The organism is Roseomonas sp. 18066 (assembly GCF_902706185.1).
Classification (GTDB): domain Bacteria; phylum Pseudomonadota; class Alphaproteobacteria; order Acetobacterales; family Acetobacteraceae; genus Pseudoroseomonas.
The window spans coordinates 1-16,679 of record NZ_CACSJM010000031.1; the positions used below are offsets into that span (position 1 = coordinate 1).

The 16,679-nt window shown below is 71.3% G+C and carries 17 protein-coding genes and 2 tRNA genes; 13 read left to right on the plus strand and 6 right to left on the minus strand.

Annotation, left to right across the window (positions count from 1 at the left end):
- Both GVN67_RS08750 and GVN67_RS08755 read right to left on the minus strand, forming a co-directional pair.
- Positions 1–1,153, minus strand: a 1,153-nt coding sequence (locus GVN67_RS08750; protein WP_235035189.1) for a TolC family outer membrane protein, incomplete at its 3' end; no start/stop codon positions are given.
- A gap of 182 nt (positions 1,154–1,335) precedes the next feature.
- The gene (locus tag GVN67_RS08755) at positions 1,336–2,007 is read right to left on the minus strand and encodes a protein-L-isoaspartate O-methyltransferase (protein ID WP_159994879.1); all 672 of its coding nucleotides are present in this window, start codon (positions 2,005–2,007) and stop codon (positions 1,336–1,338) included.
- Between the two features lie 163 nt (positions 2,008–2,170).
- Here GVN67_RS08755 and GVN67_RS08760 point away from each other — a divergent pair.
- Together GVN67_RS08760 and GVN67_RS08765 are read left to right on the plus strand one after the other, a co-directional pair.
- A tRNA-Cys gene (locus tag GVN67_RS08760) sits at positions 2,171–2,244 on the plus strand.
- A 160-nt stretch (positions 2,245–2,404) separates the two neighbouring features.
- A tRNA-Asn gene (locus tag GVN67_RS08765) sits at positions 2,405–2,480 on the plus strand.
- A gap of 91 nt (positions 2,481–2,571) precedes the next feature.
- On the opposite strand, the gene GVN67_RS08770 is transcribed toward GVN67_RS08765, so the two are convergent.
- Positions 2,572–3,711, minus strand: a complete 1,140-nt coding sequence (locus GVN67_RS08770) for an alpha-D-ribose 1-methylphosphonate 5-triphosphate diphosphatase (RefSeq protein ID WP_159994881.1) — start codon at positions 3,709–3,711, stop codon at positions 2,572–2,574.
- On the minus strand, positions 3,708–4,496 hold the full coding sequence (gene phnF / locus GVN67_RS08775; RefSeq protein ID WP_159994883.1) for a phosphonate metabolism transcriptional regulator PhnF: 789 nt from the start codon (positions 4,494–4,496) through the stop codon (positions 3,708–3,710). The genes GVN67_RS08770 and phnF overlap by 4 nt, the downstream gene beginning before the upstream one ends.
- 103 nt (positions 4,497–4,599) lie before the next feature.
- Between phnF and phnG the strand changes: the two genes are divergently transcribed.
- From phnG to GVN67_RS08815, 8 genes are read left to right on the plus strand one after another with little or no spacing between them, the layout of a single operon-like run.
- Positions 4,600–5,076: a phosphonate C-P lyase system protein PhnG gene (gene phnG / locus GVN67_RS08780; RefSeq protein ID WP_255430378.1), complete on the plus strand. Its 477-nt coding sequence runs from the start codon at positions 4,600–4,602 to the stop codon at positions 5,074–5,076.
- The gene (gene phnH, locus GVN67_RS08785; protein ID WP_159994885.1) at positions 5,073–5,639 is read left to right on the plus strand and encodes a phosphonate C-P lyase system protein PhnH; all 567 of its coding nucleotides are present in this window, start codon (positions 5,073–5,075) and stop codon (positions 5,637–5,639) included. Before phnG ends, phnH begins: the two co-directional genes overlap by 4 nt.
- Positions 5,640–5,642: 3 nt before the next feature.
- The gene (locus tag GVN67_RS08790) at positions 5,643–6,746 is read left to right on the plus strand and encodes a carbon-phosphorus lyase complex subunit PhnI (protein WP_159994887.1); all 1,104 of its coding nucleotides are present in this window, start codon (positions 5,643–5,645) and stop codon (positions 6,744–6,746) included.
- Positions 6,743–7,606, plus strand: a complete 864-nt coding sequence (locus GVN67_RS08795; protein ID WP_159994889.1) for an alpha-D-ribose 1-methylphosphonate 5-phosphate C-P-lyase PhnJ — start codon at positions 6,743–6,745, stop codon at positions 7,604–7,606. Before GVN67_RS08790 ends, GVN67_RS08795 begins: the two co-directional genes overlap by 4 nt.
- The gene (gene phnK, locus GVN67_RS08800) at positions 7,603–8,376 is read left to right on the plus strand and encodes a phosphonate C-P lyase system protein PhnK (RefSeq protein ID WP_159994891.1); all 774 of its coding nucleotides are present in this window, start codon (positions 7,603–7,605) and stop codon (positions 8,374–8,376) included. Before GVN67_RS08795 ends, phnK begins: the two co-directional genes overlap by 4 nt.
- On the plus strand, positions 8,373–9,083 hold the full coding sequence (gene phnL, locus GVN67_RS08805; protein ID WP_159994893.1) for a phosphonate C-P lyase system protein PhnL: 711 nt from the start codon (positions 8,373–8,375) through the stop codon (positions 9,081–9,083). Before phnK ends, phnL begins: the two co-directional genes overlap by 4 nt.
- Positions 9,080–10,219 carry an alpha-D-ribose 1-methylphosphonate 5-triphosphate diphosphatase gene (locus GVN67_RS08810; protein WP_159994895.1) on the plus strand — a complete coding sequence of 380 codons (1,140 nt, stop codon included), beginning with the start codon at positions 9,080–9,082 and terminating at the stop codon, positions 10,217–10,219. The genes phnL and GVN67_RS08810 overlap by 4 nt, the downstream gene beginning before the upstream one ends.
- Complete coding sequence (locus GVN67_RS08815) at positions 10,216–10,890, plus strand: DUF1045 domain-containing protein (protein ID WP_159994897.1); 675 nt, start codon at positions 10,216–10,218, stop codon at positions 10,888–10,890. Before GVN67_RS08810 ends, GVN67_RS08815 begins: the two co-directional genes overlap by 4 nt.
- Before the next feature lie 51 nt (positions 10,891–10,941).
- On the opposite strand, the gene phnN is transcribed toward GVN67_RS08815, so the two are convergent.
- Positions 10,942–11,499, minus strand: a complete 558-nt coding sequence (gene phnN, locus GVN67_RS08820) for a phosphonate metabolism protein/1,5-bisphosphokinase (PRPP-forming) PhnN (RefSeq protein ID WP_159994899.1) — start codon at positions 11,497–11,499, stop codon at positions 10,942–10,944.
- 82 nt (positions 11,500–11,581) lie between these two features.
- Between phnN and GVN67_RS08825 the strand changes: the two genes are divergently transcribed.
- The gene (locus GVN67_RS08825) at positions 11,582–13,366 is read left to right on the plus strand and encodes a gamma-glutamyltransferase family protein (RefSeq protein WP_159994901.1); all 1,785 of its coding nucleotides are present in this window, start codon (positions 11,582–11,584) and stop codon (positions 13,364–13,366) included.
- 258 nt (positions 13,367–13,624) lie between these two features.
- Here the strand turns inward: GVN67_RS08825 and GVN67_RS08830 are convergent, their stop codons facing one another.
- A complete protein-coding gene (locus GVN67_RS08830) occupies positions 13,625–14,695 on the minus strand; it encodes an AI-2E family transporter (protein ID WP_159994903.1) in 1,071 nt (356 codons plus the stop codon).
- A gap of 161 nt (positions 14,696–14,856) precedes the next feature.
- Here GVN67_RS08830 and otnI point away from each other — a divergent pair, with 161 nt between their 5' ends.
- A complete protein-coding gene (otnI, locus tag GVN67_RS08835) occupies positions 14,857–15,639 on the plus strand; it encodes a 2-oxo-tetronate isomerase (RefSeq protein WP_159994905.1) in 783 nt (260 codons plus the stop codon).
- Positions 15,640–15,673: 34 nt separating this feature from the next.
- A complete protein-coding gene (locus GVN67_RS08840; protein WP_159994907.1) occupies positions 15,674–16,558 on the plus strand; it encodes a 2-hydroxy-3-oxopropionate reductase in 885 nt (294 codons plus the stop codon).
- The last annotated feature ends 121 nt before the right edge of the window (positions 16,559–16,679 follow it).

A 16,679-nucleotide genomic window follows, 5' to 3' on the forward strand; every position in this document is an offset into this window, starting at 1 on the left:
GCTGCACGCCGTCCAGCGCGATCTCGGCGGCGCGGATCTGCGCGCGGACGCTGTCGACCTGGGCGCGGGCGGATTGCAGCGTCTCCCAGGCCTGGGTCGCCTGCTGCATCACCTGGCGGCGGTTGTCATCCACCACCTGGCGATAGCGCTGCGCATCCTGCCGCGCCTGGCGGACGGCCGAATGCTCGGCGCCGCCCTGGTACAGCGGGACCGAGAGGTTGGCGGTGATCTGCTGCCCGGTGCCGCGGGTATGCGGCGATTGCGGGTTGTCGCTGCGGAAGGCCTGGGCCTGCAGGCTGACCGTCGGCAGCAGCGCCGACATCTGCACGTCGATGGCGTCGCGCGCCGCCGATTCATCGAACAGCGCCGCGACCACCGCCGGGTTGTTGCGCATGGCCAGATCGGCCGCCTCGCGCGCATCCTTCACCGGCATGGTCAGCGGCTGCGGCGCCGTCAGCCGCTCCGGCGACAGGCCGGTGACACGGCGGAAGGTGGCACGGCTGGTCTGCAGATTGCCTTCGGAGCTGGCGCGGGACGCCCGGGCGCCGGCCAGCCGGCTTTCCGCCTGGGCGACGTCGGTGCGGGTGATCTCGCCGACGCGGAAGCGCTCGTTGGTGGCGTCCAGCTGGCGCTGCAGCACCTGGATGTTGTTGACGTTGAGCCGCAGCGTCTCCTGGTCACGGATCACCGCGACATAGGAGGCGACCGTGTCGGACAGCACCTGCTGCTCGGCCGAGAGCAGCCGGGCGCGCTGCGCCAGCACCTGGTTCTCGGCCCGCTGGGTCGAGGCCACGGTGCGGCCGCCATTGTACAGCTGCTGCGTCACCGTGGCGTTGACGCCGGCGGTCTGCCGGTCGGCATCGGCATAGATCCCGCGCGAGCGGCTGTTGCCGTTCACATAGCCCGCATTGCCGGCGACCACGACCGAGGGCCGCCAGCCGGACAGCGCCTGCGGCACGTTCTCGTCCACCACCCGCAGCTGCGCGCGCGCCGTCTGCAGGGTCGGGTTGTTGGCATAGGCCTGGCTGAGGGCTTCCTGCAGGCTCTGCGACCAGGCGGCGGTCGAGGGCAGCAGTGCCGCGGCCCCCAGCAGCAGCAGGCGGAAGCTGGCGCGGGTCCCGGGACGAGACAGGGTCGAAGCAGGCTGGGGCACCGGCGGGCTCCTCGGAAGGCCAAGGCGGGAATCGGTCACGGCAAGCGCCGGGCGCGGGCCTGCCCGGGCAGGCTAGCGAAGCCGGCGCCGAGCGGCCAGCCACCTTGCGGCCAGCACAGACGGGTTGCGCCCCGGGTGCGACATTGATGCCGCAGCCCGGGCCGCCGCAACCCGGCCTGGGATCAGAAGGAGAAGCCCGGCTGCGGCTGGAATTCGGGCAGCACGGCGGTGTTGCAGTCGAAGGCCTCGGTGACGCTGAAGGCGCCGCCCATGCGGCGGCCCAGCACCGCGGCGCCGGCCTGGCCCGGGCGGCGGCGCAGCGCGACCAGCCGGCCGCCCTCCGGCAGCTGCTCGACCAGGGCCTGCGGGATCTCGGGCACGGCGCCCTCGATGATGATGACGTCATAGGGCGCGCCGGCGGCATGGCCGGCCGGCGCCGCGGCCTCGACCAGCTGCAGGCTGCCCGGCGCCAGGCTCAGCCCGGCCAGCGCCGCGCGGCCGGTGGCGGCCAGCGCGGCATCGCCCTCCACCGCGGTGACGCGGGCGCCCATGCGGGCGGCGACGGCGGCGCCATAGCCGGCGCCCGAGGCCAGCAGCAGCACGGCCTCGCCGGGGCGGATCTGCGCCAGCTGCAGCAGCTTGGCCAGCATCATCGGCTGCAGCAGCACGCGGCCCTGGCCCAGCGGCACATCCTCGTCGGCATGGGCGCGGGCGGCCAGCGCCGGCACGACGAACAGGTGCCGCGGCAGGTCCAGCATGGCCGAGATGATGCGCGGATCGGTGACCTTGTTCGGGCGAAGCTGCCCGTCCACCATCCATTTGCGGGCGCCCGCGAAATCTCCAGCGAAACTCATCGCCTGCCGTCCTCGACTGCCGGGCACGGACCCATTTCCCATGCCTTGGCGGGTTTATAGGCGCTGCACCCGGGCCGGCCAAGCCGGCGGCACCTTTCCGCTGGGACAGGCGGGCCCTGCCCCCTGGACAGCGTCTTTTTCAGCCGCTAAAGCCGCCCCCGTTGGTCGGTTGGCCGAGTGGTCAGGCTCGGGACTGCAAATCCCGCCACGCCGGTTCGATTCCGGCACCGACCTCCACCCTCCCCTTCGCAAAATTCGCATTCGTTTCAGCGCCCTGGCATGCGTCCGGGCGCCGTTTTGCCATGCCGGAAACGTGTTTCGTATTGTCACTGCGGAACGATTGAAAACCCCTCTTGCGGAGCCAATCGGCCCCGACTATATCCCGGCCACACGCTGATCCCTGATAGCTCAGCTGGTAGAGCGCGCGACTGTTAATCGCTAGGTCGTTGGTTCGAGTCCAACTCGGGGAGCCACTTGAAGCCCGGCAAGATCTCTGATCTTGCCGGGTTTTTAGTTTTCAGGCCGCAAGCGTGGCGGGGCAGCGCGCGCTGCCCCCACCCCTTGCTAGATCCGCGCGGCCGCCTGCGGCGCAACCCACGAAAGTTCGCCGGCGCAGAACACGGCCACCGTCGAGCGGCTCGCCGGGTCCACCACCACCACGTCGCCGCGCAGCCCCGTCGCCAGCCGGCCACGATCCTTGAGCCCCGCGGCCCGCGCCGGATTGGCGCTGATCAGCGCCCAAGCCGCGGCCAGGTCCAGCACGCCGCGCCCCTCCAGGATGAAGGCCGCCTGCATCAGGCAGGGCCAGACGTAATCCGAGGCCAGGATGGTGACGATGCCCTGCTCGGCCAGCGGCGCCGCGCTGGCCCAGCCCAGATGGCTGCCGCCGCGCACCACGTTGGGCGCGCCCATCACCACATCCTCGCCGCGGGCGCGGGCGTCGCGGCCCACCTCCTCCGCCATCGGGAATTCGCAGATGGCGGCACCGAGCGCGCGGTGCAGCGCGCGGTCCTCCAGCGTCGCGTCGTCATGGCTCAGCATCGACAACCCGCGGGCGCGGGCGGCGGCGGCCAGGCGCTCGCGCGCGGCGGGCATGGCATGGCGTTCGGCCAGCACGGTCTCGGCCATGGCGCGGATTTCCGCGACCCCCACCCCGGCGCGCTCGGCGTATTTGGAGGCGGCGGCCTCCTTCACCAGCTTCCGCGCGATGCTGGGCGTGTGGTCGTTGAAGGCCACCAGGTCGACCCGCCCGGCGGCGATATCGGCCAGCGCCGTGTCGAGGGCTGCCAGGTTGTCGACCTCGAAGCGCAGATGCACCCGCAGGTCGGCGGCGAGCGACGGCCGCGCCGTCTCGAGCTCCGCCAGCAGCGTCTTCCAGGCTTCCAGCGAGCGCAGCCCCGGCTCCCAGGACAGGGTCACGCCCAGGAAGGCGGTGGTGATGCCGGCGGCCAGGATCTGCGCCGCCGAATCCCGCAGCGCCTGCGGCGCCGGGATCGACACGCCCGGCCGCGGCTGGAACTGCCGTTCATGCGCGTCGCCATGGATGTCGACGATGCCGGGCATGACCAGCAGCCCGGCCGCGTCGAAGTGGCGGGCGGCGGGCGCCGCGTCCCCGGCGACGACGCCGTCGCTCAGCGCCAGGGTGCCTGGGGCAATCCGCGCCTCGCGCAGAACCTGCCCGCCCGTGATGGTCCAGCCTGTCATGTATCGCTTCCCGCGCCGTCCTCGATGACGATCTGCACGCGCCCGGCGGCGTAGCGCGACAGGGTGTAGTCGATGGGCCGGCCCTCGGCGTCGGCGTTCAGCGCCTCGGCCACCATGACGGGGCGGGCGCGCGCCTGCTGCAGCGCTTCGGCCTCCTCCGGCGTCGGCAGGGCGGCGGTCAGCCGGGTCCAGACCCGGCGGTAATCGGGCACGCCGCAGGCGGCCAGCGCCGCGGTGATGCTGCCGGTGGCCAGCAGATGCGCCTCCATCCCGGCCAGCCGCGGCAGCACGAAATGGTGCAGGCCGACGACGACGGGGCGGCCATCGGCCAGGCCCAGCCGCTCCACCGCCAGCACCGGGCGGCCGGGGCGCAGCCGCAGCGCCTCGGCCACCGCCGGCTCGGCCGGGATCTCGCGGGCCCAGAGGATGCGGCCCTCCGGCTCGCGGTTCTGCGCCCGGATCACCTCAGAGAAGCGTGTGCGGGGGCCGAGGCGGTAATCCACCACATCCTCCGCCACGAAGGAGCCGCGCCCCTGCTCGATGCGGATCAGCCCGCGCAGCGCCAGCGAATCGAGGGCGCGGCGGACGGTGTGGCGGTTGACGCCGTGCTGGGCGGCCAGCGCCGCCTCGGTCGGCAGCCGGCTGCCGGGCGGGCTGCTGCCCTCGGCGATGCCGCGTTCCAGCGCCTGGGCGATCTGCCGCCACAGCGAGACGCCGTCGCCGCGCGCCAAGGGGATATCGCCGCCGGCATCGCGGCGGGGATCGTTCGGGAAACCCTGCGTCATGGAAAGTTCAAGCTCGGCATCCATGGATCGTGGCAATTTCGCGTTGACGGTAGCCGGGCGGATATCTAGTTGTCTAGACGTCTCAACAAGACGAAAGCGCCCCGTGTCCCCTTCCCCAGACACTGCTCCTCCCGACACTGCCTCCCAGGATGACCGCCGCCGCTGGATGGCGGTGCTGGCCCGCGCCAGCCGCGCCGCGCTGCAGGCCCGGCTGGCCGACCTGCCTGCCCTGCCTCCGCATGCCCGGCTGCGCGGCCCGGAAATCGGGCTGATGATGCTGCGCGGCCGCGCCGGCGGCGATGGCGCGCCCTTCAACCTGTCCGAGATCACCGTCACCCGCTGCGCCGTCTCGCTGCCCGATGGCCAGGTCGGCCATGCCTATGTCACCGGGCGCGACGCGGCCCAGGCGGAGCTCGCCGCGCTCGTCGATGCCGCGCTGCAGGACCCGGCGCGGCGCGCGGCGCTGCTCGACCTGGTGATCGACCCGCTGGCGGCCGAGCAGGCCGAGGCGGCGGCGGCGCAGTCGCGCAAGGCGGCGGCGACGCGCGTGCAATTCTTCACCATGGCGACCATGCGATGATCCGCCCCGCTTTCGTCGAGCCCGTGCTCGACTCCCAGAACTGCTTCCGCGCCGTGCTGGAGGCGATGAGCCGCCCGGGCCGGGTGCAGCGCCTGACCATGGCCCTCGACGCGCCGGCCCCGCTGGCGCCCGCCAGCGCCGCGGTGCTGCTGACGCTGGTCGATGCCGAGACCACGCTCTGGCTCGATGCCGGGGCGGAGGCCGAGGGCTGGATCCGCTTCCATGCCGGCTGCCCGCTGGCCGCCGCATCCGACGCCGCCTTCCTGCTGGCCACCGGCACGCCGCCGGCCCTGGCCTCGCTGTCGCAGGGCTCGGATGAATCGCCCCAGGATGGCGCCACGCTGGTCATCCAGGTCGAGAGCCTGGAGGAAGGCGCCGGCTGGCACCTGACCGGCCCCGGCATCGAGAAGGAGCATCGCCTGGCGGTGACCGGGCTGCCCGCCGGGTTCGTCGCCGAGCGCGCGAAGCTGGCCCGCAACTACCCGCGCGGCGTCGATGTCATTCTCTGCGCCGGCGACCGCCTCGCGGCCCTGCCGCGCACCACCCGGATCGAGGAGGGCTGAGCCATGGCCTATGTCGCCGTCAAAGGGGGCGAGAAGGCGATCAGCCACGCCCATGACTGGCTGGCCGAGACGCGCCGCGGCAACCCTGCCCTGCCGGAGCTCGAGGTCGAGCAGATCGAGCAGCAGCTGGGCCTGGCCGTCGACCGCGTCATGGCCGAGGGCGCCTGCCACGACCGTGGCCTCGCGGCGCTGGCCATCAAGCAGGCCCAGGGGGACCTGATCGAGGCCGCTTTCCTGCTGCGCGCCTATCGGACCACCCTGCCCCGCTTCGGCCATGCCACGGCGCTGGACACCGCGGCGATGCGCATCCGCAGGCGCGTCTCGGCCACCTACAAGGATCTGCCCGGCGGCCAGGTGCTGGGCCCGACCTACGACTACACCCACCGCCTGCTGGACTTCTCGCTGGCCGCCGCCGGCGAGACGCCGCCCCCCGCGCCCCAGGCCGCCGTCGCCCAGCCCGAGGCGCCGCGGGTGACCGAGCTGCTGGCCCGCGAAGGCCTGATGGCCCGCGACAGCGAGAGCGACGCCGAGCCGCCCGACCTGACCCGCCAGCCGCTGGACTTCCCGGCGTCGCGCGCAGCCCGGCTGCAGAACCTGGCGCGTGGCGACGAAGGCTTTCTTCTGGGCCTCGGCTACTCCACCCAGCGCGGCTATGGCGGCAATCACCCCTTTGTCGGCGAGATCCGCCAGGGGCATGTGACCGTGGCCTTCACGCCGCCCGAGCTCGGCTTCGAGATCGAGCTGGGCGAAATCCTGGTCACCGAATGCCAGATGGTGAACCAGTTCCACGGCTCGAAGGCCGAGCCGCCGCAATTCACCCGTGGCTATGGGCTGGTGCTGGGCGCCGGCGAGCGCAAGGCCATGGCCATGTCGCTGGTCGACCGCGCGCTGATGGCCGGCGAGCTGGGCGAGGACCGCGTCGCCCCGGCCCAGGACGAGGAATTCGTCCTGCTGCATTCCGACAATGTCGAGGCGACCGGCTTCGTCGAGCATCTGAAGCTGCCGCATTACGTCGATTTCCAGAGCGAGCTGGAGGTGGTCCGCCGCATGCGCGCGACCGCCGTGGCCGAAGCCAGCAGCCCTGCCGAGAAGGAGCTGGCCGAATGAGCCACGATCCCGGCTACAACTTTGCCTATCTCGACGAGAACACCAAGCGGATGATCCGCCGCACGCTGCTGAAGGCGGTGGCCATCCCCGGCCACCAGGTGCCCTTCGGCGCGCGCGAGATGCCCCTGCCCTATGGCTGGGGCACCGGCGGCATCCAGGTGACGGCGGCGATCCTGGGCCCCCGCGACGTGCTGAAGGTGATCGACCAGGGCGCCGACGACACCACCAACGCCGTCTCGATCCGCCGCTTCTTCAACCGCGTCGCCGGCGTGGCCACCACCACGCGCACGCCAGAAGCCACGGTCATCCAGACGCGTCACCGCATCCCCGAGGCGGTGCTCACCGAGCAGCAGATCCTGGTCTACCAGGTGCCGATGCCGGAGCCGCTGTTCCGCCTGGAGCCGCGGCTGACCGAGACGCGGCGGATGCATGCGCTGGCCGATTACGGGCTGATGCATGTGAAGCTCTACGAGGACATCGCCCGCCACGGCCATGTCGCCAGCGCCTACAACTATCCGGTGATGGTGCAGGAGCGCTACCTGATGTCGCCCTCGCCGATCCCGGCCTTCGACAATCCGAAGATGCACCGCATGCCGGCGCTGCAGCTTTTCGGCGCGGGGCGCGAGAAGAAGATCTACGCCGTGCCCCCCTATACCGCGGTGCGCAGCCTGGATTTCGAGGACCATCCCTTCCGGCCGCACCGGGCGGACGCGCCCTGCGCGCTCTGCGGGTCGCGCACCTCCTATTTGGACGAGGTGGTGACCGACGATCGCGGCGGGCGGATGTTCGTCTGCTCCGACACCGATTATTGCGAGACGCGCCAGGCTGACCAGGCCGAACGCGGGGAGCAGGCGGCATGAGCGCGCCGCTGCTCGAGGCCTCGGGCCTCAACCTCCGCTTCGGCGCCGTGCGCGCGCTGGACGAGGTCGCCATCGACATCCACCCGGGCGAGGTCGTCGCCATCGTCGGCGAATCGGGTTCGGGCAAGTCCAGCCTGCTGCGGGTGCTGGCCGGGCAGATGCGGCCCGACAGCGGCGCCGTCACCTATCGCGACCCCGAGGGCGAGGCGCATTCGGTGCATGCCATGGGCGAGGCCCCGCTGCGCCGGTTGATGCGCACCGACTGGGGCTTCGTGCACCAGCATGCCCGCGACGGGCTGCGCATGGGCGTCTCGGCCGGCGGCAATGTCGGCGAGCGGCTGATGGCGATCGGCGCCCGCCACTATGGCGGCATCCGCGCCGAGGCGACCGAATGGCTGCAGCGGGTGGAGATCGACCCCGCCCGCATCGACCACCTGCCGCGCACCTTCTCCGGCGGCATGCAGCAGCGGCTGCAGATTGCCCGGACGCTGGTCACCCGCCCGCGGCTGGTCTTCATGGACGAGCCGACCGGCGGCCTCGACGTCTCGGTGCAGGCGCGGCTGCTCGACCTGATCCGCGCGCTGGTGGCCGATCTGGGCATCGCCGTGCTGCTGGTCACCCACGACATCGCCGCCGCGCGGCTGCTGGCGCATCGCATCGTGGTGATGCGGCACGGCCAGGTGGTCGAGCAGGGGCTGACCGACCGGGTGCTGGACGATCCGCAGCATCCCTACACGCAACTCCTGACCGCCTCGGTGCTGGCCGCATGAACGACAATCGCGAGACCGCGCTGCGCACGGTCGGCCTGGGCAAGGATTTTCTTCTCCACCTTCAGGGAGGGCTGCGCATCCCGGTCCTGCGGGATGTCGAGCTGGAAGTGCGGCGCGGCGAGGCGGTGGCGCTGGCCGGGCCCTCGGGCGCCGGCAAGTCCACGCTGATGCGCTGCCTCTACGGCAATTACGGCGCCGGCCAGGGCCAGATTTTCCTGCAGCATGACGGCGCCGAGGTCGAGCTGACGGCCGCCGATCCGCGCCTGGTGCGCATGATCCGCCGGGACAGCCTGGGCTATGTCTCGCAGTTCCTGCGCGTCATCCCGCGCGTCCCGGCGCTCGACATCGTGGCCGAGCCGCTGGTCGCCCGTGGCGTCGCGCTGGAAGAGGCCCGGGCGCGCGCGCGCAGCCTGCTGACGCGGCTCAACCTGCCGGAGCGGCTGCACGGGCTGCCGCCCGCCACCTTCTCCGGCGGCGAGCAGCAGCGGGTCAATCTGGCGCGCGGCTTCGCGCCGTTCTATCCGGTGCTGCTGCTCGACGAGCCCACGGCCAGCCTTGACGCCGCCAACCGGGACGTGGTGGTGCAGCTGATCGCCGAAGCCAAGCAGGCCGGCGCCGCCATCATCGGCATCTTCCATGATGCCGAGGTGCGCGACCGCATCGCCGACCGCCTTTTCGAAGTCTTGCCCATCCAGGACGCCGCATGACCGCCGAGACCATCCTGACCAATGCCCTGCTGGTGCTGCCCGACCGGATCGAGCCGGGCACGCTGGTGCTGCGCGACGGGCTGATCGCCGAGCTGCAGCCCGGCCGCAGCCAGGCCCCGGGCGCCATCGACCTCGATGGCGACCACCTGATCCCGGGCGTCATCGACGTCCATACCGACAATCTGGAGCGCCAGGTGCAGCCGCGCGCCCAGGCGCGCTGGCCGTCGCGCTCGGCCTTCCTGTCGCATGACGCGCAGACGGCTGCCGCCGGCGTCACCACGGTGCTGGACGCGCTGTGCCTCGGCGACCTCGGCTTCGACGCCGAGCGCACCGAGACGTTTCTCAATGGCGTGCGCGACCTCGACGCCCTGGCGCCGACCGGGCTGCTGAAGAGCGAGCATTTCCTGCATCTGCGCTGCGAGCTGCCGGCGATGGACATGCTGGAGCTGGTCGAGGTGGTGGCCGACCACCCGGCCGTGCGCATGGTCAGCCTGATGGACCACACGCCGGGCGTCGGCCAGTATGTCGATATCGAGCGCTACCGGCAGATGCGGATGCGCGGCGGCAAGTCGGTCTCCGAGGTCGATCGCCGCATGCAGGAGCTGATCGCCCAGCGCGAGCGGCTGCGCGCCGACCAGCGCCGGACGCTGATGCAGCGCATCGCGCATCGCAACCTGCCGCTGGCCAGCCATGACGACTGGCGCGAGGAGGAGATCGCCGAGAATGCCGCCGATGGCGTGCTGATCTCGGAATTCCCGGTCTCGATGGTGGCCGCCGAGGCCGCGCACCGGCACGGCATGAAGATCATCGCCGGCGCGCCGAACATCGTCCGCGGTGGCAGCCATTCGGGCAATGTCGCGGCGGCCGACCTGGTGCGCGCGGGGCTGGTCGATGTCTTCGCCAGCGACTACGTGCCGCCGGCCATGATCGAGGCGGTGTGGCGCGCGGCCGAGGAGACCGGTATTTCTCTCCACGCGGCGGTCGCCACCATCACCGACGAGCCGGCGCGGATGCTGCGCATGGCCGATCGTGGCCGTCTGGAAGCCGGGCTGCGCGCCGATGTGGTGCGGATCCGGCCGCTGGAGGGCATTCCGGTGGTCCGCTCGGTCTGGCGCGCGGGCGAGCGCATCGCGTGAGCGCGCGGCTCGGGCTCTACTACGCCCCGGAACTGTCGGATCCGCTGCATGCGGCGGCCTCGGCCTGGCTGGGGCGGGATGCGGAGACGGGGGCACCGCTGCCCCAGTCGCCGCTGCCCGGGCTCGACATCGCCGAGATCACGGCGGATGCGCGGGGCTATGGCTTCCATGCGACGCTGAAGCCGCCGTTTCGCTTGTCCGGCAGTTACGCGGCGGCGCGCGAGGCGGCGGTCGCCTTGGCGGCGTCCGTGGTGCCGTTCGCGCTGCCGCCGTTGCGGGTGGCGAATCTCGACGGGTTCCTGGCGCTGCGCGAGGTGGAGGAATGCCCTGCCCTGCAGGATTTCTGCGACCGCTGCGTGCGCGAGCTGGATGCGCATCGGGCGCCGTCGACCGAGGCCGAGATCGCGCGGCGCCGTCCTGACCGGTTGTCGGAGCGGCAGCGGGCGGCGTTGATGGATTATGGCTATCCGCATGTCTTCGAGGACTGGCGGTTCCATATGACGCTGTCGCGTCGCCTGTCCGCGGAAGAGATGGCGGTCGTCCGCCCCGCGGCCGAGGCGGAGGTCGGTGCTGCTGCGGCGGTGCCGCGGGTGGTGCGGGAGTTGTGCCTGTTCACGCAGGCCGGCCCCGGCGCGCCTTTCCTGATCGCCGAGCGTCTGCCTCTGGGCTGAACAGACAGAAAAAAGATGGGGGTCCGGGGGAATTCCTTCCCCCGGCCTTTTTTATTCTGCTGCGTTCTTCAGCGCGGCCAGCAGCCGTTCCGCGCCGATCTCAGGCGTGGCGTCGTTCGCGACCTCGACCAGGTCCAGCCCTTCCACCAGCGGCGCCGCGCGGGACAGGCGCAGGGTGATTTCCGCCATGGTCTCGCGGCCGCGGCCGGCCAGGCGGGCGGCGAGCACCTCGGGCGGCGCGGTCACCAGCAGCACGCGCAGGCGGTAGCGGCGGTCGGCCTCGGCCAGGACGCCGCGGGACAGGTTGGCCACGACGATTCGCCCCTCGGCCAGCGCGTCCTCGATGCCGCGGGGGATGCCGTAGTGCAGGCCATGCGCCTGCCAGGAGAGGGCGAAGGCGCCCGCGGCCTCGGCGGTCGCGAATTCCTCCTCGGTCATCGGGACATGGTCCTCGACGCCGGCATGCAGGTGGGTCTCGGCAGGGCGGGTGATGACGCGGCGCGCGAAGAGGAAGCGCGGGTCCTCCGCCAGGCTGGCGCGCGCGGCGCCCAGCAGCGTGTCCTTGCCCGCGCCCGAAGCGCCCACCACCGTCACCAGCCGACCCGACATGACCCTGCACCGCTCCCGGTTGACCGCCGCGTTTTCGGCGCGCAGAGACATTGGCGCAAGCAGCCAGGCCCGGAGCAACGCAATGTTCACGACACGCCCTGAGATTGCCGCGACCTTCGGGGCCGTCGGCAGCACGCATTGGATCGCCAGCCAGGTCGCAATGGCGGTGCTGGAGCGCGGGGGCAACGCCTTCGACGCCGCCGCCGCCGCCGGCTTCACCCTGCAGGTGGCGGAGCCGCATCTGAACGGCCCGCTGGGCGATGTGCCGATCATCATCCATGACGCCAAGACCGGGCGGCAGCATGTGATCTGCGGCCAGGGCCCGGCGCCGGCCGGACTGAGCGTGGCCAAGGTGAAGGGCGAGCTCGGGCTGGACCTGATCCCCGGCACCGGGCTGCTGCCGGCGACGATTCCCGGGGCCTTCGACGCCTGGGCCACCATGCTGCGCGACTGGGGCACCTGGACGCTGGGCGAGGTGCTGGAATTCGCCATCTTCTACGCCGATCGCGGCATCCACTACGTGCCCCGCATCGCGGCCGCGGTGGAGAGCGTGCGCCCGCTGTTCGAGCAGGCCTGGCCGACCTCGGCGGCGCTGTGGCTGCGCGACGGCGGGCCCAAGGCCGGCAAGCTGTGGCGTAACCCGACGCTGGGCGCGACCTATTCCCGCGTGCTGCGGGAGGCGCAGGCCGCCGGCTTCAGCCGCGTGGCGCAGATCGATGCCGCCCGCCGCGCCTGGTACCAGGGCTTCGTCGCCGAGGCGATCGACCGCTTCTGCCGCGAGACCGAGGTGCTGGACGCCTCCGGCCGGGCGCATCGCGGCGTGCTGACGGGCCAGGACATGGCCGGCTGGCAGGCCCCGGTGGAGGCGCCGCTGTCGCTCGACTATCGCGGCACGACGATCCTGAAATGCGGCGCCTGGAGCCAGGGGCCGGCGATGCTGCAGACGCTGGCGCTGTTGCAGGGCTTCGACATCGGCGCGATGGACACGCTGGGCGCCGAGTTCGTCCATACCGTGATCGAGGCGATGAAGCTGTCCTTCGCCGATCGCGAGGCCTTCTACGGCGACCCGAACTTCACCAGCGTGCCGATGGAGACCTTGCTCTCGGCCGCCTACAATGCCGAGCGGCGCAAGCTGATCACCCGCGAGGCCTCCCTGGAGCTCCGCCCCGGCACCATCCCCGGCCATGCCGGCTGGGTCGACCACAAGGCCGAGGACCGCGTGCCGATGCTGACCGGCGCCGCCGGCACCGGCGAGCCCACGGTGTCGCGGCTGGGCGTCTCCGGCGCCGACACCTGCCATGTCGACGTGATCGACAAATGGGGCAACATGGTCTCGGCGACGCCCTCGGGCGGCTGGCTGCAGAGCTCGCCGGCGATCCCGGAGCTGGGCTTCTGCCTGGGCACCCGCAGCCAGATGTTCTGGCTGGACGAGAACCTGCCCAACGGGCTGAAGCCCGGCAAGCGCCCGCGCACCACGCTGTCGCCCGGCATGGCGCTGCGCGACGGCAAGCCCTGGATGGCCTTCGGCACCCCCGGCGGCGAGCAGCAGGACCAGTGGCAGCCGATCATGCTGTCGCGCATGCTGGACCATAGGCTGAACATCCAGCAGGCGATCGACGCGCCGTCCTTCCACTCGGAACACTGGCCGTCCAGCTTCTGGCCGCGCGTGGCCCGGCCGGGGAAGACGGTGATCGAGGGCCGCTTCGACCCCAAGGTGCTGGAAGAGCTGAAGGCCCGCGGCCACAAGGCCGAAATGGGCGGCGACTGGTCGGAGGGGCGGTTGTCCGCCGTGCGCCAGGAAGCGGATGGGCAGATCTTCGCGGGGGCCAATCCGCGGGGGATGCAGGGATATGCAGTGGGTCGGTAAGTAATCTGGAGAAGGTCGGGGGAATGAATTCCCCCGAACCCCCATCTTTTTTCTGATGACCGGCCGTTCGGAGACCAGTTCTTCTCCACCAACGGCGCCAGGGCATTACGGCGGGGCGCCGTTTTAATACATCAGCACTCTATCAAAGGTCGTGCTGACATTGGGCCGTGGCGCGTACTGTCCCCACGTGGACATGGCAATCTGACAGAAAAAAGAAGGGGTTCCAGGGGAATTCATTCCCCTGGCCTGCCTCTGTTCTTACCTGACCTGAGGTTCTTCTTCGGCCCAATCCCGCAGCAAAGTAAACCCGACCGCCAGCAGCACCGGGCCAAGGAACAGCCCCAGGAAGCCAAAGGCGAAGACTCCGCCCAGCGCGCCCAGGATGGTCAGCAGCAGCGGCAGGTCCGCGCCGCGGCTGATGAGCCAGGGGCGGATGACGTTGTCGACGCTGCTGATGCCGCCGGCGCCGTAGATCAGCAGGAAGATACCCCAGCCGGTGCTGCCCTGGCTGAACAGCCATAGCGACGCCGGCAGCCAGACCAGGGGGGCGCCGACCGGCAGCACGGAGATGATGCCGGCGATCACCGCCAGCAGCACCGGCTGCGGCACGCCGGCGATCCACAGGCCGAGGCCGGTCAGGATCCCCTGGGCGACGGCGGTGCCGAGCAGTCCGTAGACCACGCCGATGGTCACGTTGGCGGTCAGCTGCACCAGGCGGCGGGCCTGGCTGCCGGCGATGCGGCCCACCAGGGCCTCGAGGCCGGCGGCCATGCGCGGGCCGTCGCGGTAGAAGAAGAAGGACAGCAGGATGGCCAGCACCAGCTCGGCGAGGCCCGACAGCACGGTCAGCAGGATGCCCAGCAGCTGCTGCGCGATCATGCCGGCATAGGGCTGCAGCAGGTTGGTCAGCGGCGAGAAGTCGAGCTGCAGGGCGTCCCAGCGCTCCTTCAGCCATTCGCCGATCATGGGCACATGGACCAGCCGGTCGCCGAGGCCGGGCAGGCCGGTGGAGAGCAGGCTCTCCACCCCGTTGCGCAGCCCCTCCACATCCTCGGCGCGGATCGGCGCGGCGAAGAGCAGCGGCAGGCCGACCAGCAGCATCTCGGCCGTGACCATGACCAGGGCGGCCAGCGTGGGCGACAGCCGCAGCCGGTCGCGCAGCGTCCGATAGGCGGGCCAGGTGCAGAAGGCCAGGATGGCGGCCCAGAGCAGCGCCGAGAGGAAGGGCCGCAGCACCAGCAGGCAGCCGACCAGCAGCGCCCCCAGCGCCACCAGCCCCAGCAGGCGCGCCGGCCGCAGGCCGCGATCGTCGGAGGAAGAGGCGTTCATGCGCCGGACCATGCCTGAGGCGCGGCGCTTTCGCCAGCATGGCCGGCGGCCTGTCGTGGTCTGCTTGTCTGACAAGGTCTTGCGCTTTGGGTCCAGGGCCTTAGCCTGCCCGGCCAAGGCCTCGCCGCCCGAAGGCGGGGCGCGCCGGAGAGGAAGCCGCCATGCCGCGCTTTGCCGCGAACCTGTCCATGATGTTCCAGGAGCTGCCCTTCCTGGAGCGTTTCGCCGCCGCCCGCGCCGCCGGCTTCGAGGCGGTGGAGTTCCTCTTCCCCTATGACTTCGCCCCCGCCGACGTCGCGCAGCGGCTGCGCGACAACGGGCTGAAGCAGGTGCTGTTCAATGCGCCGCCGGGCGACTGGGCGCATGGCGAGCGCGGCACCGCCTGCATCCCCGGCCGGGGCCAGGAATTCCGCGACGGGATTCTTCGCGCGCTGGAATACGCGACCGCGCTGGACTGCCCGCGGCTGCATGTGATGGCCGGGCTGGCGCCGGCGGGCGTCGCGCATGACACGCTGACCGGCACTTACGCGGTCAACCTGGACTGGGCGGCGACGGCATGCGCCAAGGCCGCCGTGAAGCCGGTGATCGAGCCGATCAACCAGCGCGACATCCCGGGGCTGTTCCTGCGCAGCATGGACCAGGGCGCCGCCATCATCGCGGCGATCGGGCCCGAGCGGCTCGGGCTGCAATTCGACCTCTACCACTGCCAGGTGAGCGAGGGCGACATTGTCAAGCGCGTCGAGAAGCATCTGCCGATCATCGCGCATATGCAGGTGGCCGACGTGCCCGGGCGCAACGAGCCCGGCACCGGCGAGGTGAACTGGCCTTATGTCTTCCAGCGCATCGACGCGCTCGGCTTCCGCGGCTGGATCGGCTGCGAGTACCGGCCTTTGGGCGAGACCACCGCCGGGCTCGGCTGGTTCGCGCCCTACAAGACCGCCTGACAAGAAACCTTCGAGACGGACGAGGAACAACGCCATGCAGATCGGATTCATCGGCCTCGGCATCATGGGGCGCCCGATGGCGCTGCACCTGAAGAATGCGGGGCATGACCTGCTGGTGCCGGAGCGCGCCAGCCTCCCCGCCGAGATCCGCGACGCGGCAAAGGTGCTGCCGGATGCCGCCAGCGTCGCCGCGGCGGCCGAGGTCATCATCCTGATGCTGCCCGACACGCCCGATGTCGAGGCGGTGCTGTTCGGCGAATGCGGCGTCGCCGAGGGGCTGAAGTCGGGCAAGCTGGTCATCGACATGAGCTCGATCAGCCCGACGGCGACCAAGGACTTCGCAGCCCGCGTCAACAAGCTCGGCTGCGACTATCTCGACGCGCCGGTCTCGGGCGGCGAGGTCGGCGCCAAGGGTGCCTCGCTGACCATCATGGTGGGCGGCCCGCAGGCGGCCTTCGACCGCGCCACGCCGCTGTTCCAGGCGATGGGCAAGAACATCACGCTGGTGGGCGAGGGCAACGGCGCCGGGCAGACCTGCAAGGTGGCCAACCAGATCGTCGTGGCGCTGACCATCGAGGCGGTGGGCGAGGCGCTGGTCTTCGCCTCCAAGGCCGGCGCCGATCCGGCCAAGGTGCGGCAGGCGCTGATGGGGGGCCTCGCCACCTCGCGCATCCTCGAGCTGCATGGCGAGCGGATGATCAAGCGCACCTTCGCGCCCGGCTTCCGCATCGCCCTGCATCAGAAGGATCTGAACCTGGCGCTGCAATCGGCGAAGGAGCTCGGCGTCGCGCTGCCCAACACCGCGTCGACCCAGGCGCTGTTCTCCGCCGTCGTCGCCAATGGCGGCGGCCAGCTCGATCATTCGGGCCTGGTGCAGGCGCTGGAGCTGCTGGCCGCGCACAAGGTGGCCGAAGGCTGAGGCGCCATCACGGGTGATCGCGGGAAGCGCCTGCCGGCCGGCAGCGCTTCCCCCTGCGTGTCGGCTTGCGGCATCGTTGCGCATCACCATTGCTTGCTGCGGTCAAATGCATCCGGTTACC

Excerpts from the sequence above, each read along its gene's own strand:
- GVN67_RS08755 (WP_159994879.1), bottom strand. The coding sequence starts at position 2,007 with ATGAGTTTCGCTGGAGATTTCGCGGGCGCCCGCAAATGGATGGTGGAC.
- GVN67_RS08770 (WP_159994881.1), bottom strand. The coding sequence starts at position 3,711 with ATGACAGGCTGGACCATCACGGGCGGGCAGGTTCTGCGCGAGGCGCGG.
- phnF (WP_159994883.1), bottom strand. The coding sequence starts at position 4,496 with ATGACGCAGGGTTTCCCGAACGATCCCCGCCGCGATGCCGGCGGCGAT.
- phnH (WP_159994885.1), top strand. The coding sequence starts at position 5,073 with ATGATCCGCCCCGCTTTCGTCGAGCCCGTGCTCGACTCCCAGAACTGC.
- GVN67_RS08790 (WP_159994887.1), top strand. The coding sequence starts at position 5,643 with ATGGCCTATGTCGCCGTCAAAGGGGGCGAGAAGGCGATCAGCCACGCC.
- GVN67_RS08795 (WP_159994889.1), top strand. The coding sequence starts at position 6,743 with ATGAGCCACGATCCCGGCTACAACTTTGCCTATCTCGACGAGAACACC.
- phnK (WP_159994891.1), top strand. The coding sequence starts at position 7,603 with ATGAGCGCGCCGCTGCTCGAGGCCTCGGGCCTCAACCTCCGCTTCGGC.
- phnL (WP_159994893.1), top strand. The coding sequence starts at position 8,373 with ATGAACGACAATCGCGAGACCGCGCTGCGCACGGTCGGCCTGGGCAAG.
- GVN67_RS08810 (WP_159994895.1), top strand. The coding sequence starts at position 9,080 with ATGACCGCCGAGACCATCCTGACCAATGCCCTGCTGGTGCTGCCCGAC.
- phnN (WP_159994899.1), bottom strand. The coding sequence starts at position 11,499 with ATGTCGGGTCGGCTGGTGACGGTGGTGGGCGCTTCGGGCGCGGGCAAG.
- GVN67_RS08825 (WP_159994901.1), top strand. The coding sequence starts at position 11,582 with ATGTTCACGACACGCCCTGAGATTGCCGCGACCTTCGGGGCCGTCGGC.
- GVN67_RS08830 (WP_159994903.1), bottom strand. The coding sequence starts at position 14,695 with ATGAACGCCTCTTCCTCCGACGATCGCGGCCTGCGGCCGGCGCGCCTG.
- otnI (WP_159994905.1), top strand. The coding sequence starts at position 14,857 with ATGCCGCGCTTTGCCGCGAACCTGTCCATGATGTTCCAGGAGCTGCCC.
- GVN67_RS08840 (WP_159994907.1), top strand. The coding sequence starts at position 15,674 with ATGCAGATCGGATTCATCGGCCTCGGCATCATGGGGCGCCCGATGGCG.